Annotated in this window: 24 protein-coding genes; 7 read left to right on the forward strand and 17 right to left on the reverse strand. The window is 73.2% G+C overall.

From position 1 onward, the window contains the following. Nucleotides 1-67: 67 nt before the first annotated feature. The 3 genes from ACZ42A_RS12765 to ACZ42A_RS12775 form a co-directional block, all read right to left on the reverse strand. Nucleotides 68-874 carry a hypothetical protein gene (locus tag ACZ42A_RS12765; protein WP_468527194.1) on the reverse strand — a complete coding sequence of 269 codons (807 nt, stop codon included), beginning with the start codon at nucleotides 872-874 and terminating at the stop codon, nucleotides 68-70. A 128-nt stretch (nucleotides 875-1002) separates the two neighbouring features. Beyond that, nucleotides 1003-2094: a C40 family peptidase gene (locus tag ACZ42A_RS12770; protein WP_468527195.1), complete on the reverse strand. Its 1092-nt coding sequence runs from the start codon at nucleotides 2092-2094 to the stop codon at nucleotides 1003-1005. Nucleotides 2095-2272: 178 nt separating this feature from the next. Beyond that, nucleotides 2273-3124: a class I SAM-dependent methyltransferase gene (locus ACZ42A_RS12775; RefSeq protein ID WP_468527196.1), complete on the reverse strand. Its 852-nt coding sequence runs from the start codon at nucleotides 3122-3124 to the stop codon at nucleotides 2273-2275. A 190-nt stretch (nucleotides 3125-3314) separates the two neighbouring features. Between ACZ42A_RS12775 and mshA the strand changes: the two genes are divergently transcribed. The 3 genes from mshA (at nucleotide 3315) to ACZ42A_RS12790 (ending at nucleotide 6751) form a co-directional block, all read left to right on the forward strand. After that, nucleotides 3315-4652: a D-inositol-3-phosphate glycosyltransferase gene (mshA, locus tag ACZ42A_RS12780; protein WP_468527197.1), complete on the forward strand. Its 1338-nt coding sequence runs from the start codon at nucleotides 3315-3317 to the stop codon at nucleotides 4650-4652. After that, entirely contained in the window at nucleotides 4645-5148 is a 504-nt protein-coding gene (locus ACZ42A_RS12785; protein WP_468527198.1) for a type III secretion system chaperone family protein, read from the forward strand. Before mshA ends, ACZ42A_RS12785 begins: the two co-directional genes overlap by 8 nt. A gap of 274 nt (nucleotides 5149-5422) precedes the next feature. Next, nucleotides 5423-6751, forward strand: coding sequence for a PP2C family protein-serine/threonine phosphatase (locus ACZ42A_RS12790; RefSeq protein WP_468527199.1), 1329 nt, complete (start codon nucleotides 5423-5425; stop codon nucleotides 6749-6751). Between the two features lie 18 nt (nucleotides 6752-6769). Here the strand turns inward: ACZ42A_RS12790 and ACZ42A_RS12795 are convergent, their stop codons facing one another. The 5 genes from ACZ42A_RS12795 to ACZ42A_RS12815 all read right to left on the reverse strand — a co-directional run bounded on the left by ACZ42A_RS12795 (nucleotide 6770) and on the right by ACZ42A_RS12815 (nucleotide 9246). Then, a complete protein-coding gene (locus ACZ42A_RS12795; RefSeq protein ID WP_468527200.1) occupies nucleotides 6770-7102 on the reverse strand; it encodes a DUF2516 family protein in 333 nt (110 codons plus the stop codon). Nucleotides 7103-7227: 125 nt separating this feature from the next. After that, nucleotides 7228-7827, reverse strand: coding sequence for a hypothetical protein (locus ACZ42A_RS12800; RefSeq protein ID WP_468527201.1), 600 nt, complete (start codon nucleotides 7825-7827; stop codon nucleotides 7228-7230). 87 nt (nucleotides 7828-7914) lie between these two features. After that, entirely contained in the window at nucleotides 7915-8322 is a 408-nt protein-coding gene (locus tag ACZ42A_RS12805) for a helix-turn-helix domain-containing protein (protein ID WP_468527202.1), read from the reverse strand. Between the two features lie 79 nt (nucleotides 8323-8401). Next, complete coding sequence (locus ACZ42A_RS12810) at nucleotides 8402-8743, reverse strand: hypothetical protein (RefSeq protein ID WP_468527203.1); 342 nt, start codon at nucleotides 8741-8743, stop codon at nucleotides 8402-8404. Nucleotides 8744-8901: 158 nt separating this feature from the next. Next, complete coding sequence (locus tag ACZ42A_RS12815) at nucleotides 8902-9246, reverse strand: winged helix-turn-helix transcriptional regulator (protein WP_468527204.1); 345 nt, start codon at nucleotides 9244-9246, stop codon at nucleotides 8902-8904. A gap of 60 nt (nucleotides 9247-9306) precedes the next feature. Here ACZ42A_RS12815 and ACZ42A_RS12820 point away from each other — a divergent pair, with 60 nt between their 5' ends. Then, on the forward strand, nucleotides 9307-10212 hold the full coding sequence (locus tag ACZ42A_RS12820; RefSeq protein WP_468527205.1) for an NAD(P)-dependent oxidoreductase: 906 nt from the start codon (nucleotides 9307-9309) through the stop codon (nucleotides 10210-10212). On the opposite strand, the gene ACZ42A_RS12825 is transcribed toward ACZ42A_RS12820, so the two are convergent. Continuing rightward, nucleotides 10169-10684, reverse strand: a complete 516-nt coding sequence (locus ACZ42A_RS12825) for an HAD domain-containing protein (RefSeq protein WP_468527206.1) — start codon at nucleotides 10682-10684, stop codon at nucleotides 10169-10171. The genes ACZ42A_RS12820 and ACZ42A_RS12825 overlap by 44 nt on opposite strands. Nucleotides 10685-10875: 191 nt before the next feature. On the opposite strand from ACZ42A_RS12825, the gene ACZ42A_RS12830 reads away from it, so the two are divergent. Next, complete coding sequence (locus ACZ42A_RS12830; RefSeq protein WP_468527207.1) at nucleotides 10876-11718, forward strand: nitroreductase/quinone reductase family protein; 843 nt, start codon at nucleotides 10876-10878, stop codon at nucleotides 11716-11718. A gap of 3 nt (nucleotides 11719-11721) precedes the next feature. Here ACZ42A_RS12830 and ACZ42A_RS12835 read toward each other — a convergent pair whose 3' ends face one another. Both ACZ42A_RS12835 and ACZ42A_RS12840 read right to left on the reverse strand, forming a co-directional pair. Further along, entirely contained in the window at nucleotides 11722-13749 is a 2028-nt protein-coding gene (locus ACZ42A_RS12835) for a HelD family protein (RefSeq protein ID WP_468527208.1), read from the reverse strand. Nucleotides 13750-13789: 40 nt separating this feature from the next. Further along, nucleotides 13790-14401: a TetR family transcriptional regulator gene (locus ACZ42A_RS12840; RefSeq protein ID WP_468527209.1), complete on the reverse strand. Its 612-nt coding sequence runs from the start codon at nucleotides 14399-14401 to the stop codon at nucleotides 13790-13792. 103 nt (nucleotides 14402-14504) lie between these two features. On the opposite strand from ACZ42A_RS12840, the gene ACZ42A_RS12845 reads away from it, so the two are divergent. Further along, nucleotides 14505-15473: a zinc-binding dehydrogenase gene (locus ACZ42A_RS12845; protein ID WP_468527210.1), complete on the forward strand. Its 969-nt coding sequence runs from the start codon at nucleotides 14505-14507 to the stop codon at nucleotides 15471-15473. Nucleotides 15474-15480: 7 nt separating this feature from the next. Here the strand turns inward: ACZ42A_RS12845 and ACZ42A_RS12850 are convergent, their stop codons facing one another. From ACZ42A_RS12850 to ACZ42A_RS12865, 4 genes are all read right to left on the reverse strand, one after another. Next, nucleotides 15481-16554 carry a phosphotransferase family protein gene (locus ACZ42A_RS12850; protein ID WP_468527211.1) on the reverse strand — a complete coding sequence of 358 codons (1074 nt, stop codon included), beginning with the start codon at nucleotides 16552-16554 and terminating at the stop codon, nucleotides 15481-15483. A 36-nt stretch (nucleotides 16555-16590) separates the two neighbouring features. Beyond that, nucleotides 16591-17454: a GntR family transcriptional regulator gene (locus ACZ42A_RS12855; RefSeq protein WP_468527212.1), complete on the reverse strand. Its 864-nt coding sequence runs from the start codon at nucleotides 17452-17454 to the stop codon at nucleotides 16591-16593. Nucleotides 17455-17536: 82 nt separating this feature from the next. Continuing rightward, complete coding sequence (locus ACZ42A_RS12860) at nucleotides 17537-18283, reverse strand: HAD family hydrolase (RefSeq protein WP_468527213.1); 747 nt, start codon at nucleotides 18281-18283, stop codon at nucleotides 17537-17539. Beyond that, a complete protein-coding gene (locus ACZ42A_RS12865) occupies nucleotides 18283-19173 on the reverse strand; it encodes a winged helix-turn-helix domain-containing protein (protein ID WP_468527214.1) in 891 nt (296 codons plus the stop codon). Before ACZ42A_RS12865 ends, ACZ42A_RS12860 begins: the two co-directional genes overlap by 1 nt. A 139-nt stretch (nucleotides 19174-19312) precedes the next feature. Here ACZ42A_RS12865 and ACZ42A_RS12870 point away from each other — a divergent pair, with 139 nt between their 5' ends. Next, nucleotides 19313-19501 (forward strand): hypothetical protein, encoded by a 189-nt coding sequence (locus ACZ42A_RS12870; RefSeq protein ID WP_468527215.1) that lies wholly within the window; start codon nucleotides 19313-19315, stop codon nucleotides 19499-19501. A gap of 2 nt (nucleotides 19502-19503) precedes the next feature. Here the strand turns inward: ACZ42A_RS12870 and ACZ42A_RS12875 are convergent, their stop codons facing one another. Then, the gene (locus ACZ42A_RS12875) at nucleotides 19504-20424 is read right to left on the reverse strand and encodes a winged helix-turn-helix domain-containing protein (RefSeq protein WP_468527216.1); all 921 of its coding nucleotides are present in this window, start codon (nucleotides 20422-20424) and stop codon (nucleotides 19504-19506) included. Between the two features lie 246 nt (nucleotides 20425-20670). Continuing rightward, nucleotides 20671-21927 (reverse strand): GNAT family N-acetyltransferase, encoded by a 1257-nt coding sequence (locus tag ACZ42A_RS12880; RefSeq protein WP_468527217.1) that lies wholly within the window; start codon nucleotides 21925-21927, stop codon nucleotides 20671-20673. Between the last annotated feature and the right edge of the window lie 6 nt (nucleotides 21928-21933).

A 21933-nucleotide genomic window follows, 5' to 3' on the forward strand; every position in this document is an offset into this window, starting at 1 on the left:
CGAGGCGCGGGTCAGACAGGGGCCGGACGGGCGGGGACTGCCCGTCCGGCGGAGTCGGAGCGTGGCGTCAGCGGACGTCGACGTAGTCGCCCGCGGCGGTCGCGCCGCCCGTCGTCGACGTCTCGCCGAAGCTCCAGCGCCAGTAGCCGTCGGCGGAGGCGGTGACCGTGGTGTTCAGGTAACCGGTGGAGTTCGCCCGCACGTACTTGACCGTCGTGTAGGTGCTGGTGCCCGCCTTGCGGAACTGCAGCTTGGCCAGCTTGTCGCCGAAGCCGACGTAGGCGTCCTTCACCCAGTCCGCGCGCGTGGCACGGCCCGTCACGGTGATCGCCTTGCCCTTGGTCACCGGCTCGGGCGAGGCGTTGACGCTGACCCGTGCCGCGCGCTTGACCTGCACGCTGCCGAAGCCGGTCTGGTACTCCTCGGCCACGATCTTGGTGTCCGTCTTGTCCCACAGCCGCGCCGCGACGGCGATCTTCCAGGTCGTCGCGTCGTTGTTGGAGTCCAGGGTGTACGGCGGGTCGATGTACAGCTCGCCCTCGCAGTCCGCGGAGGTCGGGCTGTCGTCGTAGAACGTGACGCTCGACATGTAGATGCCGCCGTCCTCGGCACCGGCGGCGGCCGTGGTGTCGTGGTACAGGTACGGGAAGGCGTCGACCCTCTCGGGCGTGTAGCCCGAGGGCCAGGTCACGCGGAAGCTGAAATCGGGGGTCTTCTCCTCGCTGATGCCCACGACGATGGGCTTGCCGTTGTTCACGACCAAGTCGGTCACCGTGATGCCGGTGTCCGCCGCCTCCGCGGCCGGTGCGGTGAACGCCACGAAGGCGAGCGCTCCCGCGAGCGCGGCCGCGGTGCCGGTTCTGCCTGTGCGCATGCACAACCTCTTCGCTGGTAGGGCCTACGGCGACTAGACCGCGGCAGGCCCCCGGAGGTTGTACGGCTCAGCCCATCACAGCCGACCGCTCGGCCGGCCCACGCAGCTCCGGCGCGCGTACGTACCGCTCAGCCCGCGTCCGGCCGTACGACCCCCAGGATCGGCATCGAACCGGCCCCCGCGATCGTCACCGTCCGCCCGGGGCGCGGGGCGTGGACGATCGCGCCGTCGCCGATGTACATGCCGATGTGGCTGGCGTCGTCGAAGTAGACGACCAGGTCGCCGGGGCGCATGTCCTCGACGTCGACGCGCGGGAGCTGCTTCCACTGCTCCTGCGAGGTGCGCGGGATCGCGCGGCCGGCACTCGCCCAGGCCTGTGAGGTCAGTCCGGAGCAGTCGAAGGAGTCGGGGCCCTCGGCGCCCCAGACGTACGGCTTGCCTATCTGTGCCGTGGCGTACTTCACGGCCTGCTCGCCCTGGGCGGTGGCCTTGCCGTGGAGGTCGTCGAGGATGCCGGTGTCCAGCCAGTCGTTCTGCGCCTTGCGGGCGGCCTCGCGCTCCAGTTCGGCCAGCCGCTCCTTCTCCTCCTTCTCCAGCTGGGACTCCAGCTTCTCGGCCGCCGCGATCTGCTTCTCGATCCTCTTCTGGGCGGCGGCCTTGGCCTTGCGGTTGGCCTCCAGCTTCTTCCACTGGGCGGAGGCGTCCTCGGCGTACTGCGCCAAGTCCTGCTGGGTGCGCCTGGTTTCCTCGATCAGGTGCTGGGTGGCGCGCTCGCCCTGGAGGATCCGGCCGGTGCCGTCCAGGAACTCGCCGGGGTCGTCGCTGAGCATGAGACGGGCCTCGGGCGGGAGGCCGCCGGAGCGGTACTGGGCGCGGGCCGCGGCACCCGCGCGCTTCTTCAGCTCGGCCAGTTTCTCCTTGCCCTCGGCGATCTTCTTCGCCAGCTCGACGATCTGCTTCGACTGCGTCTCGGCCTTCTCCTCCGCCGCGTTGTAGGCGTCGGTGGCGGACGCCGCCTCGCGGTAGAGCTTCTCGAGCTTCTGGCGGACGGCCTCAAGGTCCTTGCCGGGACCGGCAGTCGGGGAGGGGGAGGCGGAAGGAGTGGGTGTGGGCTGGGGAGCGCTGGAGGCCGCGAACGCCGTGCCGGGTACCGCCAGCACGGTGACCGCGCAGACCACGGCCACAGCCACCGAGATCAAGCCACGCTTGCCCCTTGCCATACCTCTGCCCCCAAACTGATTTACCGTCAGTAACTTACGGACGCCTGAGGGATCGTGCCATGCCGTGGCGCAAAACGACAGAGGCGGTGAATCACTCCCCGATTCCGGCCGCGGTACGACCGTCCCCCCGCCTGTGTGACGAACGACTCACGGAGATCGTTCCGGAGTCCGGCGCGGATCAGCCGCGCGGCGCCAACGCACCCCAGCTCACGGTCACTTCACCCTGCCGCCAGCGCACCGGGCCGTCCGTCACCGGCCAGTCCGCCGTCAGGTCCCGCACCGCGCGGATCCAGCGCTGCCGGGCGCCGTACGAGGCGTAGGGCGCGGCGGCGGCCCAGGCGCGGTCGAAGTCGCGCAGGAAGGCGTGCACCGGCTCGCCGGGGACGTTGCGGTGGATCAGCGCCTTGGGGAGCCGTTCCGCCAGATCCGAGGGGCGTTCCAGGGAGCCCAGGCGGGTGGCGAAGGTGACCGTGCGCGGGCCCTCGGGGCCGAGCGCGACCCACACGTGCCGGCGGCCGATCTCGTCACAGGTGCCCTCGACCAGCAGCCCGCCGCGCGTGCCTGTGGCCGGGTCGGCCGGGGCCAGCCGGGCGCACAGCCGCTCCCAGACGGCGGCGACCTCGGCCTCGTCGTACTGGCGCAGCACGTTGGCCGCGCGGATGAGGTGCGGGCGCTGGGGCACCGGCACCTCGAAGCCGCCGTGCCGGAAGTGCAGCCCCGCCCGCTCGTACGGCTTCGCCGCCGCGACCCGGGCGGGTTCGATCTCGATGCCGACCACGCGCGCGCGTGGAGCCGTGGTCCGCAGCCGCAGCAGCAGCTCGACGGCGGTCCAGGGGGCCGCGCCGTAGCCGAGGTCGACGGCCACCGGATCGGCGGCGCGGCGCAGCTCGGCGCCGTGCGTGGCCGCGATCCAGCGGTCCATGCGGCGCAGCCGGTTGGGGTTGGTCGTCCCGCGCGTCACCGTTCCCACGACGGGGGTCCCCCCGCTCGAGCGCCGAGAGTGGCGGAGGGTCGTCGCGCGGGATGTCATGCATACGAGGGTACGAGGGCAGGCAGCCTCGCGAGGTACGCCCGGCGCGCTCGAACGGTTGAGCGATCTCGGGTAATGATTCGGTAAAGAAGGGTGCGGCGGAAATGGAGTGGCCGGATCCGGTGTTGCCCCCTCGTGGAGGGCCCGCACGTCCTCCCGCAGGCATGCCCGCAGCAAGGAGGAACGGCACGTGAGCCAGTACATCGGCAGGCTCGGACGTCGCTCCCCGGCCACGCCCCCGCGGCTGAGGCTGCACCGCAGGCCCCGCCGCGTCGCGATGCTCTCCGTGCACACCTCCCCGCTGCACCAGCCCGGCACGGGCGACGCCGGCGGCATGAACGTGTACATCGTGGAGCTCGCCCAGCGACTCGCCGCGATCAACATCGAGGTCGAGATCTTCACCCGGGCCACCACCGCCGCCCTCCCGCCCACCGTGGAACTCGCCCCCGGCGTCCTCGTCCGGCACGTCGACGCGGGCCCCTACGAGGGCCTGGCCAAGGAGGATCTGCCCGCCCAGCTGTGCGCCTTCACCCACGGCGTGATGCAGGCCTGGGCCGGCCACCGCCCCGGCTACTACGACCTCGTCCACTCCCACTACTGGCTCTCCGGCCACGTCGGCTGGCTCGCCGCCCAGCGCTGGGGCGTCCCACTGGTGCACGCCATGCACACCATGGCCAAGGTCAAGAACGCCAACCTCGCCGACGGCGACACCCCCGAGCCCGCCGCCCGGGTCATCGGCGAGACCCAGATCGTCGCCGCCGCCGACCGGCTGATCGCCAACACCGCCGAGGAGGCCGACGAACTCGTCCGGCACTACGCCGCCGACCCCGCCAAGGTCGCCGTCGTCCACCCCGGCGTGAACCTGGACCGCTTCTCCCCGGCCGACGGCCGCGCCGCCGCCCGCGCCCGCCTCGGCCTGCCCCAGGACGCCCTGATCCCCCTCTTCGCGGGCCGCATCCAGCCCCTGAAGGCGCCGGACGTCCTCCTCCGCGCGGTCGCCGTCCTGCTGGACCAGCACCCCGAGCTGCGCTCCCGCGTCCTCGTCCCGGTCGTCGGCGGCCCCAGCGGCAGCGGCCTGGCCAAGCCGGAGGGGTTGCAGAAGCTCGCCGCGCGCCTCGGCATCGCCGACGTCGTCCGGTTCCGCCCGCCCGTCGACCAGGACCGGCTCGCCGACTGGTTCCGCGCGGCGTCGGTGCTGGTCATGCCGTCGTACAGCGAGTCGTTCGGCCTGGTCGCCATAGAGGCTCAGGCCTCCGGTACGCCGGTGCTGGCCGCGGCGGTCGGCGGCCTGCCCGTGGCCGTACGCGACGGCCGGACCGGTGTCCTCGTACAGGGCCACAACCCGGCCGCCTACGCGCGCGTGCTGCACGACTTCGCGACCGACCCCACCCTGTCGGACCGTATGGGCGCGGCGGCCGCCGCCCACGCCCGGTCCTTCGGCTGGGAGTCCTCCGCCGCGGCCACCGCCGAGGTCTACACGGCCGCGCTGCAGGCCCACCGGCGTCGCGTACGCTCGCCTCATGGGTGAGGCACAGCAGCGGGCGGCGCAGGTCATCGAGGGTGTCCTGAAGGACGCCGAACTGGAGTGGGAGGGCCCCGAGCCCGGCCACTACGTGGTGAAGCTCCCCGGCACCCGCAAGCTGTCGACGACCGTCTCGCTGATCGTCGGCAGGCACTCCCTGTCCCTGAACGCCTTCGTCATCCGCCATCCCGACGAGAACGAGCCGGGCGTCCACCGCTGGCTCCTGGAGCGCAATCTCAAGCTCTACGGCGTCAGTTACGCCGTCGACCCGCTCGGCGACATCTACGTCACCGGCAAGCTGTCGCTGGCCGCCGTCACCGCCGACGAGCTGGACCGCCTGCTCGGCCAGGTCCTGGAGGCGGCCGACGGCGCCTTCAACACCCTCCTGGAGCTGGGCTTCGCGAGCGCGATCCGGCGGGAGTACGAGTGGCGGGTCTCGCGGGGGGAGTCGACGCGGAATCTGGCGGCGTTCGCGCATCTGATCGAGCGGTCCGCCGACTGAGCGGCCGCACGGCCCAGTTGGTGACCTGGGCCACGTGACCCACTCCACTCTTACGCCGATTCCAAACCCCCGGCCGACGTGACGTTCGTCATCCCCGCTGGTCGGCCGCCCTGTCCAACTGCGGTACGGAACGCGGCATATGACAGCGGCCCGCGGCGACTCGGCGTGCCGTACACCATTCCGCTGCGCCGCCGTCACCCGCTATGGTCCCCGTCGGTGGGTCGAGGTCCCTCGCCCCGCCGTGCCCTCGGGGGGAGGGAAGGAACCCAAGACAATGCCCGTACCCGTACCGCGGCAGAGAGCGATCCCGGCCGTGGAGAGTGGTCAGGCGCCCGCCGCGTCGACAGGCGGCCCCTCCGGAGACTCCGGCGCCCGGGCCCCTCGCAAGGACGACACGGCCCAGAACACCAACACCGCCACCATCAACCACACCAATCTGACCCTGCTGCTGATCGAGGACGACCCCGGCGGCTCGCCGATCGTGCCCGAGCTGCTCGACCAGGCCGGCAAGCCCATCCGGGTGCGCACCGCCCGCAACCTCACCGAGGCCGAGCGGCTGCTCACCGACGACGTCCACTGCATCCTGCTGGACCTCGCGCTGCCGGCCCCCGGCCGGGCGGGCGAGGCCGACGACGAGCTGGCCGTGCTCCGGCATGTGCTGGAGCTCGCGCCCCGGCACGCCGTCCTCGCCCTCACCGCCTCCGGCGACGCCGAGCGCGGCGCCGAGGCGGTCCGCGTGGGCGCCCAGGACTATCTGTTCCGCGACGAGCTGGACGGCCGGCTGCTGGGCCGGGCCATCCAGTACGCCGTCGAGCGCAAGCGCTCCGAGTCGGCCGAGCGCCGGCTCGCCGAGGGACGCCTGCGCGCGCAGGAGAACCGGCGCCTGGAACGCGGCCTGCTGCCGACCCCGCTGCTGGAGGGGTCCTCGCTGCGGTTCGCCGCGCGCTACCGGCCCGGCCGCTCGCGCGCACTGCTCGGCGGCGACTTCTACGACGTCGTACGCACGCCCGACGGCACCGTGCACGCCATGATCGGCGACGTCTGCGGGCACGGCCCGGACGAGGCCGCGCTCGGCGTGGAGCTGCGCATCGCCTGGCGGGCGCTGACGCTGGCCGGGCTGTGCGGGGACGAGCTGCTGAACACCCTCCAGCAGGTGCTGGAGCACGAGCGGTCCGACGACGAGATCTTCGCGACCCTGTGCACGGTGGACATCGCGCCCGACGGCCGCCGCGCGGGCCTGTGCCTGGCCGGCCATCCGGCCCCGCTGGTCGCCCGCCCCGGCCGTGCGCCGCGGCTTCTGCCGTACGACAACAACGGCCCCGCGCTCGGCCTGCTGCCGGGCGCCCGCTGGCCGCGGATGCAGGTGGAGCTGGGCGCCGAGTGGAGCCTGATGCTCTACACCGACGGGCTGATCGAGGGCCGCGTCGGCGAGGGCCGGGAGCGGCTCGGCCAGGACGGCATGGTGGACATGATCAGCCGCCAGCTGGCCGCCGGCCTGAGCGGCGAGGAGCTGCTGCGGGCCGCGGTGAACGAGGTCCGCGAGCTGAACGGCGGCGAGCTGACGGACGACGTGGCGGTGCTGCTGCTGGACCGGGTGCCGTAACCGACGGCACCCGGGGGGTCAGCGGCCGCCGTTGTACGGCCCGTACGGGCCGTCGCTGCTGGAGCCGCGGCGGGGGCGGCCGCCGCCGGGCAGGCCGCGCAGAGCCGGGCGGACGTCGACCATGTACACGATCGTCGCGATCAGGCCGATGATCGGCAGGAACGACAGGATGCCGAAGATCAGGCTGACCACGAGGGCCAGACCCAGGATGATCAGCCAGAACGGCTTGGTCTGCTTGTCCGCCGCGCGGTAGGCGTCCTCACGGCGCGTGGCGGCGTCGACCAGCGCGAAGCCGGTGAAAAGGATCAGGGCCAGGTTCAGCAGCCACAGGAACCCAGCGAAACCCTGCATCAGCACAACGTCCACCACCCGACTCGGCTCGTCCCTTACGCCGTCACCGTACCCGCAACCGGCTCCCGGCTACCCGAACAACGGTCCGGGCACCCCCCGAGTGCCCGGCCGTCCCCGGGGTGCCGTCACTCGGCGGCCGGGGTCGTCTTCTTCGCGGCGGTCTTGCGGGCGGGGGCCTTCCTGGCCGGCGCCTTCTTCGCGGCCGGCGCCTCGGCGGGCCCGTCCTCGACGGCGACGGGCTCGGCCTTGGGCTCAGGGTCCGGCTCGACGGCGACGGCCAGGTCCTCGATGCCCTCGGCGGCCTCGCCGCGCCAGGTCTTCACGGCCTGCTCGCCGTGCTCGGCGACCTTCTCGTAGGTCTCCCGGGCCTTCACGGCGTACTCGGCGGCGACGCCGACCCCGCGCAGGGCGAGGTCCTGGGCGGTCTCGCCGAGCTTCTTCAGGTCGACCTTCTTCAGATCGGCCTCGAGGGCGCCGAACAGCTCGGTGACCTTGGCCTGAATGGTCTCCTGCGTCTCCCTGACCCGGGCGGTGGCCTTCTCCTGGACGGCCTTCGGGTCGGTGTTGCGGACCGCGTCGATACGGGCCGGGGCCTCCGCGCGCAGCTGCTCGACCAGACCCGGCACCTTCTTGGCCTGCTGGAGGGCCAGGTCGGCGGTACCGGCGGCGAAGTAGAGCGGGGTCGGGTCGCTGAGGGTCTTGCGCAGATCGTCGGTGATGGCCATGGTGAGGGTCCTCCCGGATCGATGTTCGATCGCTTTCGGCTGAGGGTGGGCGGTCCGCGGCCGCCGGCCGGTCTTTCCCTGGTCCGGTCAACCGGCCGTCTGCTGCGGACCGGCTTCGCTCTCGTCGTCCGGGGCGGCCTCCCCGTGGCCGTTCTCCTTGCGGAACGAGTCGTAGACCTGGAGCAGCACCTGCTTCTGCCGCTCGTTCAGCGTGGGGTCGGCGAGGATGACCGCCCTGGTCTCGACCCCGTCCCGGTGGTCCCGTTCGGCGTCGAGGATCCCGGCGCGCACGTACAGCGTCTCGGCCGAGATCCGCAGCGCCTTGGCGACCTGCTGCAACACCTCCGCGCTCGGCTTGCGCAGCCCGCGCTCGATCTGACTCAGATACGGATTGGACACCCCGGCCGCCTCGGCGAGCTGCCGGAGCGACAGCTGCGCGTTACGCCGCTGCTCGCGCAGGTACTCGCCGAGATTGCCGACGTTGAGCGATGCCATACGTCCACCATGCCGCACCCCCGCTAACAATTGCAAGCACATCGCTTGCAAAAGTGCGTCGCGCCGCTCCCGGGCGCGGTCAGACGACCCGGAACTCGCTCGTCTGGAGCTCCCGCGGGCCCGCCCCGGGATCGACGTGGACGGTCACCCGGTGCGACCCCTCGTCGAGGCGGCCGAGGCTGACCAGGCCGGTGTCCGGGCAGCCGGGGGCGAGCTGCCCGGAGGTCCACACGGAGGCGACGACGTCGCCGTCGCACTCGACGGTGACCTGGGCGGTGCCGCCGACGTCGCCCACATTGAGCAGGTCGAAGCTGATCCGGGTGCCGGCGTCGTGGTGAGGGACGGCGTGACCGGCGGGGTTGTCCGCGGGATCGGGCATCACCGCGATGCCGCCGTCCGCCAGCTCGAACTTCGCTGACATGGCATCTCCCTCCTCCGGATCCAGCATGGCACGGGCCCGCCCGGGCCGCCCGGCAGGCGGAACACCCGGCGGAGCACCCGGGGGAACACCCACAAAAAAGTGGGTACTTGGCACCGGCCGGCGGCCGTACGAGGCTGTTCGCAGGCGGCCGGGAGCGGTCAGGACGCCGCCGCCGCGAGCCGGTCCAGGCGGCGGTGACCCCAGTCGGAGAGAGGAGCGAGGGCCTCGGACAGTTCACGGCCGAACGCGGTGAGCGAGTACACCGTCTTCGGCGGCAGGACGTCATGCACCTCCCGGTGCACCAGGCCGTCCTCCTCCATCTCGCGCAGTGCCTGAGTCAGCACCTTCTCGCTGAGGCCCGGCAGCTTCCGGCGCAGCTCGCCGGGGCGGTGCGGGCCCGACTCCAGCAGCCACAGCAGGGCCGTCTTCCACTTGCCGTCGATCACCGCGATCGCGGCCGTCACTCCGCAGACATCCAGATCCCGGGCCCGGCTGCGCGTCATCTTCGCCCCATTCATTGTGTTTTGTCGACTTTTACTTCCAGGGACAGCAGGAGCTTCTTCATGTCTACGAACGTCACCGACCCCGCCTCCGCTTCCGTCACCGTCCTCGGCCTCGGCCCCATGGGCCGCGCCCTGGCCGCCGCCTTCCTGGACGCCGGCGTGCGCACCACCGTCTGGAACCGCACCCCGGGCCGGGACGCCGAGCTGGTGGCGCGCGGGGCGGTGAGCGCGGCGTCCGCGGAGGAGGCGGTCGCGCACAGCGGGCTCGTCGTCGTCTGTGTCGTCAACTACGACGCCGCCGACGCCGTCCTGCGCCGCGACGCCGTCACCGACGCCCTCAAGGGCCGCACGGTCGTGAACCTCAGCGCGGACACCCCGGACCGCGCCCGCGACACCGGCGACTGGGCCGCCCGGCACGGCATCCGCTACCTGGACGGCGCGATCATGACCCCGGCGAACACCATCGGCACCCCCGGGGCCGTGTTCCTGTACAGCGGCCCTCAGGACGTCCACCAGGAGCACCGGCCCGTCCTGGACGTGCTCGGCGGCACCCACACCCACCTCGGCGAGGACATCGGCCGGGCGGCGGCGTACGACATCGCGCTGCTGGACGTCTTCTGGACGGCGATGGCCGGCTACGCGCACGCGGTGGCCGTGGCCCGCGCCGAGGGCGTCTCCGCGCGGGAGCTGGCCCCGTTCGCGCAGGGCATCGCCGCGATCCTGCCGCCGCTGTTCGAGGAGTTCGCGGGCGACGTGGACGGCGGCACCTACTCGGGCGAGCTGAACCCGATCACCTCGGCCGTCTCCTCCATGGCGCACATCGTCCACGCCTCCGAGGCGCACGGCATCGACGCGGGCGTGATGCGCGCCGTCGAGGGCCAGGCCCGCCGGGTGATCGGGCTGGGGCACGGCACGGACGGGTTCATGCGGGTCGCGGAGGTGCTGGGGCGCACCCGGCGTCCCTGAGCCACGCCCGCACCACCGCGAGGTCGGCGTCCCTCAGGCCGTACCGGTGGTCCACGCGGTGCAGCAGGGCCGGGCCGGGGTGGTGTGCGGCCACCCAGGCCCGGTCGGCCTCGGTGATCTCGTCGTCGGCCCAGACGAACGGCCGGCCCGCCGCCCACGCGACGATCGGGGCGGTCTTCCCGTGCCGTCCCCCGCGCGGCGGCTCCTCGGCGTCGGCCAGGTCCACGACCGGCAGCGGCGGCAGGCCCAGCCACGGCGCCAGCAGAGCGTTCGCGTCCTCCAGCCAGGTCGTCGCCCAGACCAGGTCACAGCCCAGGCCGAGCAGACGGGGGCCGAGCGCCGGGTCGACGCGGTCCAGCAGGGGGTGGTCGGGGGGCGGGGGGCCGTGCGGGCTGTCGTACGACGGGTACGGCCCTTCACCGCCGAACGGCAGCAGGGTCCCGTCGATGTCGAGGAAGAGGAGTGCGCGCACCCGCACGACCTTAATGACCTTGCCACGCCTGTGACTTCGCGGCTAGCGTCCTTCCCATGACTGCCGGGTCGGCCTTGTGCCGTGAGCGAGTTGGGTGCCCGGCCTCTGAGTGAGGCCGCGGCGGGCCAGAGGCCCGCCTCTCTCTCCGTGAAACACCGCGACCAGCGAACACCACGGAGTGAGGAAGAGACTTGCCCGACACCATCCACGACTTCAACCAACAGATCATCGACGAGTTCCGGGCCAACCGCGGCCGCCTGAGCGGCATGTTCGAGCACGCCCGGCTGATCCTGCTGACCACCACCGGCGCCCGCTCCGGCACCCCGCACACCACCCCCGTCGGCTATCTCCCCGACGGCGCCGAGCGCATCCTGGTCATCGCCTCGGCCGGCGGCTCGCCCCGGCATCCGGCCTGGTACCACAATCTCCTCGCGCATCCCGAAGTGACCGTGGAGGACGGTACGTTCACCTACCGGGCACGGGCGGTCCCGCTGACCGGCGAGGAGCGCGACCAGGCCTTCGCACGGGCCGTGGAGAGCGACCCGGGCTGGGCGGCGTACCAGGAGAAGACCACGCGGGTGATCCCCGTGGTCGGCCTGTACAACATCGCGGACAACGGTCCGGGGGACATCAACGCCGGTTCCATGGGCGAGGCGCTCAAGGTCGTCCACGACGCCTTCCGCCGCGAACTCGCGCTCCTGCGGCAGGAGATGAGCGGCACGGGTTCCACCCTCGGCGCCCAGCTCCGCACCAACTGCCTCACCTTCTGCCACGGCCTGCACAACCACCACACCGGTGAGGACACAGCCCTCTTCCCGTTCCTCGCCGAGCGCCACCCGGAGTCCGCCCCGGCCATCGCGCGGCTGCGCGAGGAGCACGAGCGGGTCGCCGTCCTGGTGGAGGAGCTGCGCCGGGCGGTGGACGGGGCGGCGGCGGACCCGGTGCCCGCCCGCGCGGAGGTCGAACGGCTGGCCGACGAGCTGGAGGCACATCTGGCCTACGAGGAGGAGCAGCTGATCCCGCTGCTCGACTGAGGGCTAGAGCGGCAACGGCCGCCCGTGCACCACCGTCAGCGCCGACACCGCGCGGGTCAGCACCACGTACAGCCGGTGCAGCCCGCGCTCCTCGGCCTCCGCGATCGCCGCCGGTTCGACGGCGACGACATGGTCGTACTCCAGGCCCTTGACCAGGCTCGCGGGCACCACCGCGAGCCGCGCGCCCACCGCGTCCGGCGCCTCGATCCCGGCCGCCGCCAGCGCCTCGCGCACGCGGGCCACGTCCGCGTCGGCCGCGACGACCCCGACGGATCCCTCGCCGTCGAGCGCGTCCCGTACGGCCGCGACGACGGCGCCGGGCACGTCGTCGGTCTCGCGGACGGTCAGCTCGCCGCCCCGGCGCAGGGAGCGCGGCTCCGGGACGGCGACGTCGAGCCGCCGCAGCACCCGGTTGGCGAGGCCGAGCACCGCCGCCGGGACGCGGAAACCGGTGGTCAGCGGGACGACGGCGGCGTCCGGCTTGCCCAGGTGGCGCAGCAGGACGGCCCAGTCGCGGGCCGCCCACGGGGTGGTGCCCTGGGCCAGGTCGCCGAGGACGGTCAGGGAGCCGTAGACCGAGCGGCGGGCGATGGCCCGGCACTCCATCGGGGAGAGGTCCTGTGCCTCGTCGACCACGACATGGCCGTAGCCCTCGGGGTGTTCGATCAGCCCGGCGACCTCGTCGAGCAGCACCAGGTCGGCGGCCGACCAGCGCGCCGACTTCCAGGAGCGCGGCGGGCGCGGCCACAGCAGCGCCTTCTGCTCCTCGGCGTCCAGCAGCCCGTCGGCGGCCCGCGCGAGGGCGTCGGGGTCGGCGAGCAGTCCGGCGACGACCTCCTCGGGCCGCGTCTTCGGCCATACGGCGTCCAGCCACGCCCCGAGCGCCCGGGCCCGCTCGATCCGGCGCGTCCAGGCGGTGGTGCGCGGCCCGCCGCGCCGTTCGGCCTGCGCGCGCAGCACGGCCACCACGCGCGCGCGTACCCGCTCCCGTCCGACGGCGTACGGCGGCTGCTCGGCCCGTACGTCCGCCACGATCGCCCGCAGGTCGCCGGCGGACACCCGCCAGCGGTAGGAGCCGTCCGGCACGGCGAGGGAGCCGGCGAACGCGTCGGGGCACGCGCGCGCGTACAGCGCCCGGCGCAGCACCTCGGCCATCCGGGCGTCGTGTTTCACGGCGTCGGCCCGCTCGTCGTCCGTCCCGGTGACCGGGTGCCGGGCGATCTCGTCCTGGACGGTGGACTGCCGGACACCGGTCTCGCCGAGGGCGGGCAGCACCTCGGCGATGTAGGTGAGGAAGGTGCGGTTGGGGCCGAGGATCAGCAGTCCGCCGCGCCGGATGCGCTGCGGGTGGGTGTAGAGCAGATAGGCGGCGCGGTGCAGGCCGACGGCGGTCTTGCCGGTGCCGGGGGCGCCCTGGACGCAGACCGAGGCGGCGAGGTCGGCGCGGACGAGGTCGTCCTGCTCGGGCTGGATGGTCGCCGCGATGTCCCGCATCGGCCCGACCCGGGGGCGTTCGATCTCCCGGGCGACGATCTCGCCGACCCGGCTCTCGCCGCGGGCGCCCCCCTCCAGGTGTTCGTCCTCCAGGCCGGTCAGATCGGCGGAGTCGCCGCGGCTGCCGGGCGCCCAGCCGAAGCGGCGGCGGACCGCGACGCCCTGGGGGTCGCGGGCGCTCGCCTGGTAGAAGGCGCGGGAGACGGGGGCACGCCAGTCGACGACGAGGGGCGGGGCGGTCGGGGGCTCGGTGATCCGCAGCCGGCCGATGTGGAGCGTCCCGTGCGCCGCCTCGGGAGCGAAGTCGAGGCGGCCGAAGAACAGCGGCCCCTCGGGGAGTTCGCGCAGCTCCTTGGCCTGGCTGCGCAGCCGGTGACCGAGGACTTCGGCGTCGGCGCCGGAGGCGGAGACGTCCTCACCGGTGACGACCTGCTCCTGCGCGCCCTCGACCATGTCGGCGAGGGCGGCCCGGCAGCGGTCGTGATGGGCGCGTTCGAGTCGGAGGGCGTGCTGGAGGGCAGGGTCGGGTGACGTCATTCCATTGAGCGTACTGGATAACGTGACTGAGTTACATTTTTTACTCAGTCAATCGAGGTAGCCCGGCCGCGAGCACGTCGAACGCCCGCTCCGCCGCCGCCACCGCCTCCCCCCGTACGTCCGCCGCGCGCTCCCCCGCCGCCATCCGCCGCCAGTTCTCCTGCGCGAGGATGCGCTGGACGGCGACGATCTGCCCGGCGGCCAGCCGGGCGTCCAGATCGCCGCCCAGGACATCGGCGAGCGCCGCCTCCGAGCGCTCCAGGAGGGTGTGCAGCCGGGCGGCCAGGGCCGGGGTGCCGTAGAGCAGGGTGTGGAAGGCCAGCACCTCGGGATCGTCGTTGAGCCCGGTGACCGGATCGCATCGGTCGAGTCCGGCGAGGAAGTGCCGGCGCAGCGCGGCCAGCGGGGCGAGGTCCGACGCGGCGACCACACGCGCCGCCTCGCCCTCGTGATCGGCGATCCGGTGCAGGACCAGGTCCTCCTTGGCCGGGAAGTACCGGAACAGCGTCGGCTTGGAGATCTCCGCCGCGGCCGCCACCTCGGCCACCGACACCGCGTCGAACCCCTTCTCCAGGAACAGTCCGATCGCGAGGTCCGACACCACCTGGAACATCCGCTGCCGCTTGCGCTCCCGCAGCCCGATCTCAGCCATGGCACGAGCCTACGGTCGTCCCGTGGCCGCTCCTTGACCTCAACTCCGCTTGAGGTCGAAGACTGCACGGGAAACGGTGATCCGACAGGCGGAGGTGGAAGCGGTGCTCACGGCTCAGGTGAAGGAGTTCGGCGGTCCGGAGGTACTGGTGCCGGTGGAGGTGCCCGATCCCGTCCCCGGGCCCGGAGAGGTGGTGATCGACGTCGTCCACGCCGACACGATCTTCGTGGAGACCCAGATCCGGGCGGGCTGGGGCGGCGAGTACTTCCAGGTCGAGCCGCCGTACGTGCCCGGCGGCGGGGTCGCGGGGACGGTACGGGCGCTGGGGCCCGGCGTCGGCGCGGAGTGGCTGGGGCGCCGGGTCGCCGCCTTCGTCGACGGCAGCTACGCCGAGCGCGCGCTCGCCCCCGCCGACGCCCTGACCGCCGTACCGGACGGGCTCGGCCTGCCGGTCGCGGCGGCCCTGGTCCACGACGGGGTGACGGCGATGGGGCTGCTGGAGCGGACCGCCCTCGCGCCCGGCGACCGGGTCCTGATCCTCGGCGCCTCCGGCGGCATGGGCACCCTCCTCGTCCAGCTGGCCCGCGCCCGCGGCGCCCGGGTGGTCGCCGCGGCCCGGGGCGCGCGCAAGCTGGCGCTGGTCCGGCGGCTGGGCGCGCACGAGGCCGTGGACGTCGACACGCCCGACTGGGCGGAGCGGGCCCGCGAGGCCCTGGGCGGCGCCGCCGACGTCGTCCTGGACGGCGTGGGCGGCACGCTCGGCACCGCCGCCCTCCCGCTCACCGCGCCCGGCGGCCGCTTCTCCGCCCACGGCGCCCCGACCGGTGCCTTCGCCGAACTCGACCCGGAGGAGGTGGCCGAACGCGGCATCACGCTGTACGGCATCGCCGACGCCCAGTACCCGCCGGAGGAGGTGCGGCGGCTGCGCGCCCTCGCCTTCGCGGAGGCGGCCCGGCGCGGCATCACACCGGTGGTCGGCGAGGTGGTCCCGCTGGCGGAGGCGGCCCGGGCGCACGCCCTGATCGAGGGGCGCGGGGTGGCGGGCAAGGTGATCCTCGGCATGCGGGGCTGAGCCCCCGTCACCGCTCGCCGCGATGCCACGCCCGCAGCGCCTCGGCGATCCGCTCGCCGTCCGGCACGTCCACCAGCCGCAACGGCTCCCGCGCCCGGCCCAGCGCCCGGCTCACCCGGTCCGCCGCCACGAGGAAGTCGTGATCCCCCGGGCGGTCCGGGAGGGCGAGGGCCGCGCGCATGGTGTCGGGGAAGACGGACTGGGCGTACTCGAAGGCGATGTAGGTGCCGAGGTCGTCCTCCAGGCCCGTGGTGAAGGCGTGCAGTCCGGCCTCCGCCATGGCCCGCGCCCACAGCCGGGTCATGCGCTCCTGCTGCTCCTTGCCGTATCCCATGCGGACGACGTGGGTGGCCAGGTCGTGCAGCGGGTCGCCGTACATCGCCAGCTCCCAGTCGATCACGGTGACACGGCCGCGGCGGGCCACCACGTTGGCGCGGTGGACGTCGGTGTGCAGCAGCGTGAAGGGGCGGGAGGCGAGGCCCCGGTGGCGGGACGGGAACACCGCCATCGCGTCCTCCGGGATGCCCACCGCGTCGAACAGCGCGCCGAACCGGCCCCGGTTGGGCCGGTGCACCCGCCGCTCGGTGAAGCCGGCCAGCCAGTGCAGGAAACCCTCGCTGTCGCCGTCCGCCGGCCAGCCCGAGGGCGGCGGCGGCAGCTCCGCCGCCGGCACCCGCGCGGTCCGCACGAAGAACGCCGCGAACTCCCGCATCAGCCGCTCGTCGACGGGCCCGTCGGGATTCCGCTCGCTGAGCGCCCGCCCCCTCCGGTACCGGTGGACGGAGCGGTCGCCGAGGACGGCCAGACAGCGCGGCACCTCGCGCAGATACCGGCAGACCGCCGCCAGCACCTCCGCCTCCCGCGGCCAGATCCGCGGCACGACCTCCACGGTCGCCAGCGGCACCCGGTACTTCACCCGGGCGTATGGCGCGACGCCCAGCAGCGGGGCGAGCAACAGGCCCGCGCGCAGCACGTAGTTGGTGTTGTGGTGGCCCCGGAGGACCCTCAGCGCCCTGCCCCGGCCGCGGAGCCTGCGCTCCAGAAGGCGCCGTACGAGCGCCTCCCGCACACGGAGAGACACAGGTGACGCAGGTGGCACAGGGGGCATGGCGGGAGGCTAGTGCTCCCGCAGGTCCGGGCCCTGCATCTCCCACAGCGCGTCGAACCACTTCTGCGCCTCCGCGACGAACAGCGCGTCCCGCTCCCCGTGCGCCGCGTGGTGCCGGAACAGCAGCGACTGGGTGCCCCACGCGTCCCACAGCTCGCGCGGCACCGACTCCACGTCCACGGTCCGGCGGGCGGGGATGTAGAACGCGAGCAGCGCCTCGGTGCCGTTGAGGAGATACACCTTCTGCGGCGGGGTGTTCCGGACGGTCCGGAAACGGACGACCGCGGGGATGCCGTGGTCCACGCGCAGGGTGCGGAAGTACTGGCGGAGCACGGTGAGCTGGGCGACGTACTGCGCCACGGACCGCCGGTGCACGGCCTCGTCGACGGCCTCGTCCGCGCCCCAGCCGTCGGCGGGCGAGGGGTAGAGCAGCCGGACGTCCTGGTGCGGCAGCAGGATGCGGGCCTCCACGGACTCGGGCCGGACCGTGCCCGACTCGACCAGGGCCATCGGGGCGTGCATGGCGAGCAGCAGCGTCTCGGCCGTCAGGCAGGCCGCGTCGATCCGCACCCGGGGTTCGGCGAAGGCCGCTTCCAGGCGGGGGGCGAGGGCGACGAGGGTGGGCTGTGGCTCCTCCAGCGTGGCGGGCGGCTCCGCCACCGTGGGGGGGCTGCCCTTGGTGACGTTGGTCAGCCAGCCCTCTTCGTGTAGTCCGCGGAGTGCCTGGCGTACGGTGGCACGCTCCACGCCGAACTCCTCCGCCAGGTCGGCCTGGGTAGGCAGCTTGGTGCCTACTTCCAGCCTGCCCTCGCGGATGCGGCTCCGGAGCGTGTCGGCGATCTCATCGGCTGAGGGCCTTTTGCTGGCGTTCACTGCTGTCTTCTTTCGGCTGCGGGCCGTACGTGGCTGGTCGCGCGCACGCGACGGAGTCGCATATCGATACTGCCCCGCGCCCCTAAGTAAGTTGGCGTTGCCCTCTCAATACACGCAGGACCGGCTCCAGTGAGCCAACCACGTCGCTCGCCCCTGCGTCCCTCAGCAGCCGGGCCTTGCGGTCGTTTCTCGCGTATCCCAGGAAGGGGACACCCGCGCGCCGGGCTGCCTCGTGATCCGTGGGGGTGTCGCCGATGAACAAGGCGCTCGCCGGGGCTGCGGCCAGCGCGTTCAGGGCGCGGTTGAGGTGGTAGGGGTCCGGTTTCAGGCGGTGCAGGTCGGTGTCGCGGCCGTATATGTGCGGTCCGAAGCACCCGGCCAGGCCCCGGCCCGCGAGGTAGGCGCCGACCACCCGCGGGGAGTTGTTGGACGCGACGGCCAGCCGGGCGCCGACGGCGGTCCAGGTGCGGATCAGCGGGTCGGCCCAGGCGGTGGGCATCGCGGTGGCCGTGGCCCGCAGCTCCTCCTGGGTGAGACGTTCCTCCAGCTCCGCCACCACGCCCCGGCCGAGCCGTGCGCGGTCCACGGCCCGCAGCACGACCTGTGGGTCGGGGGTGTGCCGTTCCGCCTCGGTCAGCAGTCCGCGCAGCCCGCGTACGTCGAGCCAGTCCACGAGTTCGCCGGCCACCCCGGGCGCCGGGTGCCCGGCGAAGAGCCGGCAGATGGGTCCGTCGAAGTCCCAGAGCACGACATCGGCGCGGGTGACCAGTTCCCGCAGCCGGTCGGTGGGGTTCGCCGCCGGTCCGGTCCGCGTCGTATCAGAAGTCACTAGGAGAGTGTCAGGTCCCTGGTGATGGTTTCCCAGAGGGCGTCGAACCACTTCTGGGATTCGTCCACGAAGGAGGCGTCCCGTTGTCTGGCGCCCCGGTCGAAGGAGAAGAGCAGCGACTCGGTGCTGAGCACGTCGTAGGTGGGCAGCGGCCCGGCGTCGGTGGGCTCCTCGCGGCGGGCCAGCATGTAGTACGCGATCAGCGCCTCCGAGCCGTTGAGCAGGTAGAGCTTCACCGGCGGGGTGAACGGCAGGGCGCGGAACGACACCCGTACGTCGATGCCGTGCGAGGCGCGCAGCGACTGGAGGTTGTGCCGCAGGACGTGCCCCTGGGCGTTGCGCATGGCGAGCCAGCGCTGGTGGACGGGGTCCGGGTCGCCGTCGCCGGGCTGCTGGTCGACCGGGACGGGGAAGGCCAGGTTGATGTCCCGGGACGGCAGCAGGATGCGGACGTCGATCGACTCGGGGCGGATCCGGCCCTCGTGGATCATGCGGAGCGGTTCGCCCAGCGCCAGCATCAGGGTCTCGGCGGTCAGACAGGCGGCGTCGACGCGGACGTGCGGGGCGGTGAAGGCGTGGGTCAGGCGGGGGGCGAGGCCCACCATCACCGGCTGCGGCACGTCGGCGGCGGACGCGGCGGGGCCGGCGACCCGCGGGGGGCTGCCCTTGGTGACATGGCTGAGCAGCCCGTCCTCGTGCAGGGCGCGCAGGGCCTGGCGTACGGTGCCGCGCTCCACGCCGAACTCCTCGGCCAGCGCGGTCTGGGTGGGCAGCCGGTCGCCCGGCCGGAGCCGGCCGTCGCGGATGCGTTCGCGCAGGCGGGCGGCGATCTCCTGGGCCGAGAGCCGGATGCCGCCGCGCACTGCCACGTTCTCCTGGGTCACAGCCAAACGCTACAACTCAATGCCATCTGGCGGGAGTTGTTTGTCAGTTGTTTATCGATGACCGCCAAGTGGGGACAACTCAGCCAGAGTTGGTCGCCAACTTTCGCCCGTTGTCGCTCGTCGCCAGCGTCCGCCAGGGGGAAACATGCCTGTCCTCGCCCTTCTCGCCGCGGTCTTCGTCGTCGGCATGGAACAGCTCGTCCAGTCGCGGTACGGCGCCACCGGCGTCGCCGGCCTGCTGCTGCTCACCATCGGACTCAAGGCCAAGAGCCCGGCCGTCAGCTCGGTCGGCGCGGTCCTGCTCGCCCTGCTGGTCACCCGCCCGGCCCTGTGACCTCAGCCGGTCAGCCGGAGTTCCGAACTGATCGTCTCCCACAGCGCGTCGAACCACAGCCGCGACTGCTCCACGAAGGCCGCGTCCCGCGGCCCGGCGCCCCGCTCGAAGGAGAACAGCATCGAGCGGGTGCCCTCCGCGTCGTACAGCTGGAGCTGCTCGTGGTCGATCTCCTCCTCGCGGCGCCGCAGCGTGTAGTACGCGAACAGCGCCTCGGCGCCGTTGAGCAGGTACAGCTTCACCGGAGGGGTGAACGGCAGGGCACGGAACGACACCCGTACGTCGATGCCGTGCGAGGCGCGCAGGGCGCGCAGATTGTGCCGGAGCACCTGGCCCTGCGCGTTGCGCATCGCCAGCCAGCGCTCGTGCAGCCGGTCGGCGTCGGCCGGGTCCGCGGGGCCCACCGGCGCCGGGAAGGCGAGGTCTATGGTCCGGGACGGCAGCAGCACCCGGACGTCGACCTTGGCCGGTTTCAGCTCCCCCGCGTGGATGCGGCGCAGCGGCTCCCCGATGGCGAGGGTCAGCGAGACCGAGGTGAGGCACAGCGCGTCGACCTGCACGTGCGGAGCCGCGAAGGCGGCGGCGATGCGCGGGGCGAGGGCGACCGTGGTGGGCTGCGGCGCGGCGCCGGGACCGGCGAGCGGGGCGGCCGGGACGGAGGCCGCGACGGTCGCCGGGCTGCCTTTGGACACATTGGTCAGCAGCCGCTCGGAGTGCAGGATGCGCAGCGCCTGCCGGACCGCCGCGCGCTCGACGCCGAACTCGTCCGCCAGCTGGGCCTGGGTGGGCATGCGCTGGCCGGGCCGCAGCGCCCCCGACACGATCCGGGCGCGCAGCTCGTCGGCCACCTCACGGTGTGACCGGTGTGGCGGCTGTGGCCTCTTCCGCCCATTGGCGGAGGCGTGTTCCGGCTCCACGGCCAAACAGTACAACTTCCCGCCATCTTGCGGCAGTTCCCGCACAGGTGGTTATGAGCCGCTCCCAAGTGGAGATAAGAACAGTCAAGTTGGCCACCAACTTCAGGAACATGGTCAAACTTGCAAGAGGTTGGCCGGACTCCCCTCCGGAGGGGAGCCGGGAGCCCGGCCGGTCGGCACCACCGCACGACAACCACAACTGAAGAGCACGCTACGGATGCGTGAACCCGTCGGTCGGCGAGGAAGGGAGGCTCAGAACGAGTCCGGGCACCAGGGACGCCTGGACGTGCGCAGCAGGGCGTCGGCCACCCGGGCGGCGCCCGCTCGTGTCTCCCGCACCCGCCCCGCGGCCGCCAGCCGCACCGCCGAGTCGTCGCCCAGCCACAGCGCCCCGAGGTCGGACACGTCGAGCGTCAGATCGGCGTCCTCGGAGGTCGCCGTACAGACCCCGCGCCCGTCCTCCGCGACCTCCAGCAGATACCGCCCGCCCGCGAACCCGCCCGCGTCGGCGACCTCCAGCACCAGCCGCCCGGCCCCGGTGTACGTCCGCGCCTCCAGCGCCCGGACGACGTCCAGGATCCGCACCCACAGCCAGTCCGCCTGGGTGGTGATCCGCGCGGCGCGCGCGTCCGGCAGGAACAGCGGCAGCAGATCGTCCGGGGCCCGGCAGCCCGACTTCACCGTGGTGATCCAGTCGATCGAGCACAGGAACCGCCACAGCGCCCGCTCGGCCGCCGGGCTCGCCGCGTCCAGCCACTTCACGGTGGCGGTGTTCAGCGGCTGCTTGGCGTCGCCCCACTTGTCGTCGGCGGTGTACGCCACCAGACCCTCGACCTCGCCGGCCGCCGAGCGGTACACCGCGTAGAACGGCTCCTTCCACTCCGGCCAGACGCGCAGTTCGCCGGTGCCGACCCGCCACCACCGCTCACTGCGGTCCACCGCGCCGGGCGTCGCGCGCCGCACCCGCTCGTACAGCCCGGGGCCCAGCTCGCGCACCTCGGCGCCCTCGACGAGGTCGATCCGCCCGCCGTCCTCGGGCCCGGCCCAGCGCGGGTCGAGCCCGGTACGCGGCACGTCGACGGTCCACTCGGCGACCGTGGTCGCGGGCCCGAAGCCGTACCGGCCGTAGATCGGGTACTCGGCGGCGATCAGCGTCGCCACCACGTCCCCGCGCTCCTTCGCCGCCGCCAGGTCCCGGCCCATCATCCGGGTGAGCAGCCCGCGCCGGCGGTGCGTCGGGGACACGGTCACGTTGGTGACGGCGTTCGCGGCGACCGGGGCGCCGCCGACCGCCGTCAGCTCCTGCGGGAACGACCGCAGCGTCGCCACACACCGGCCGTCGTCGAAGGCCCCGAAGGAGCGCTCCGGGACGATCGCGGCGGCACGGGCGGCGAGCACCTCCTCCGGGAGGGGGTCGCTGTGCAGGAACCCGGTGGCCATGGCCCGCAGCCACTGGGGTGTCTCGTCTTCGGTGATCCGACGTATGTCGAGGTCGTCGCGGTCGCTCATGGCGTC

Source organism: Streptomyces sp. NPDC030838 (genome assembly GCF_055572035.1).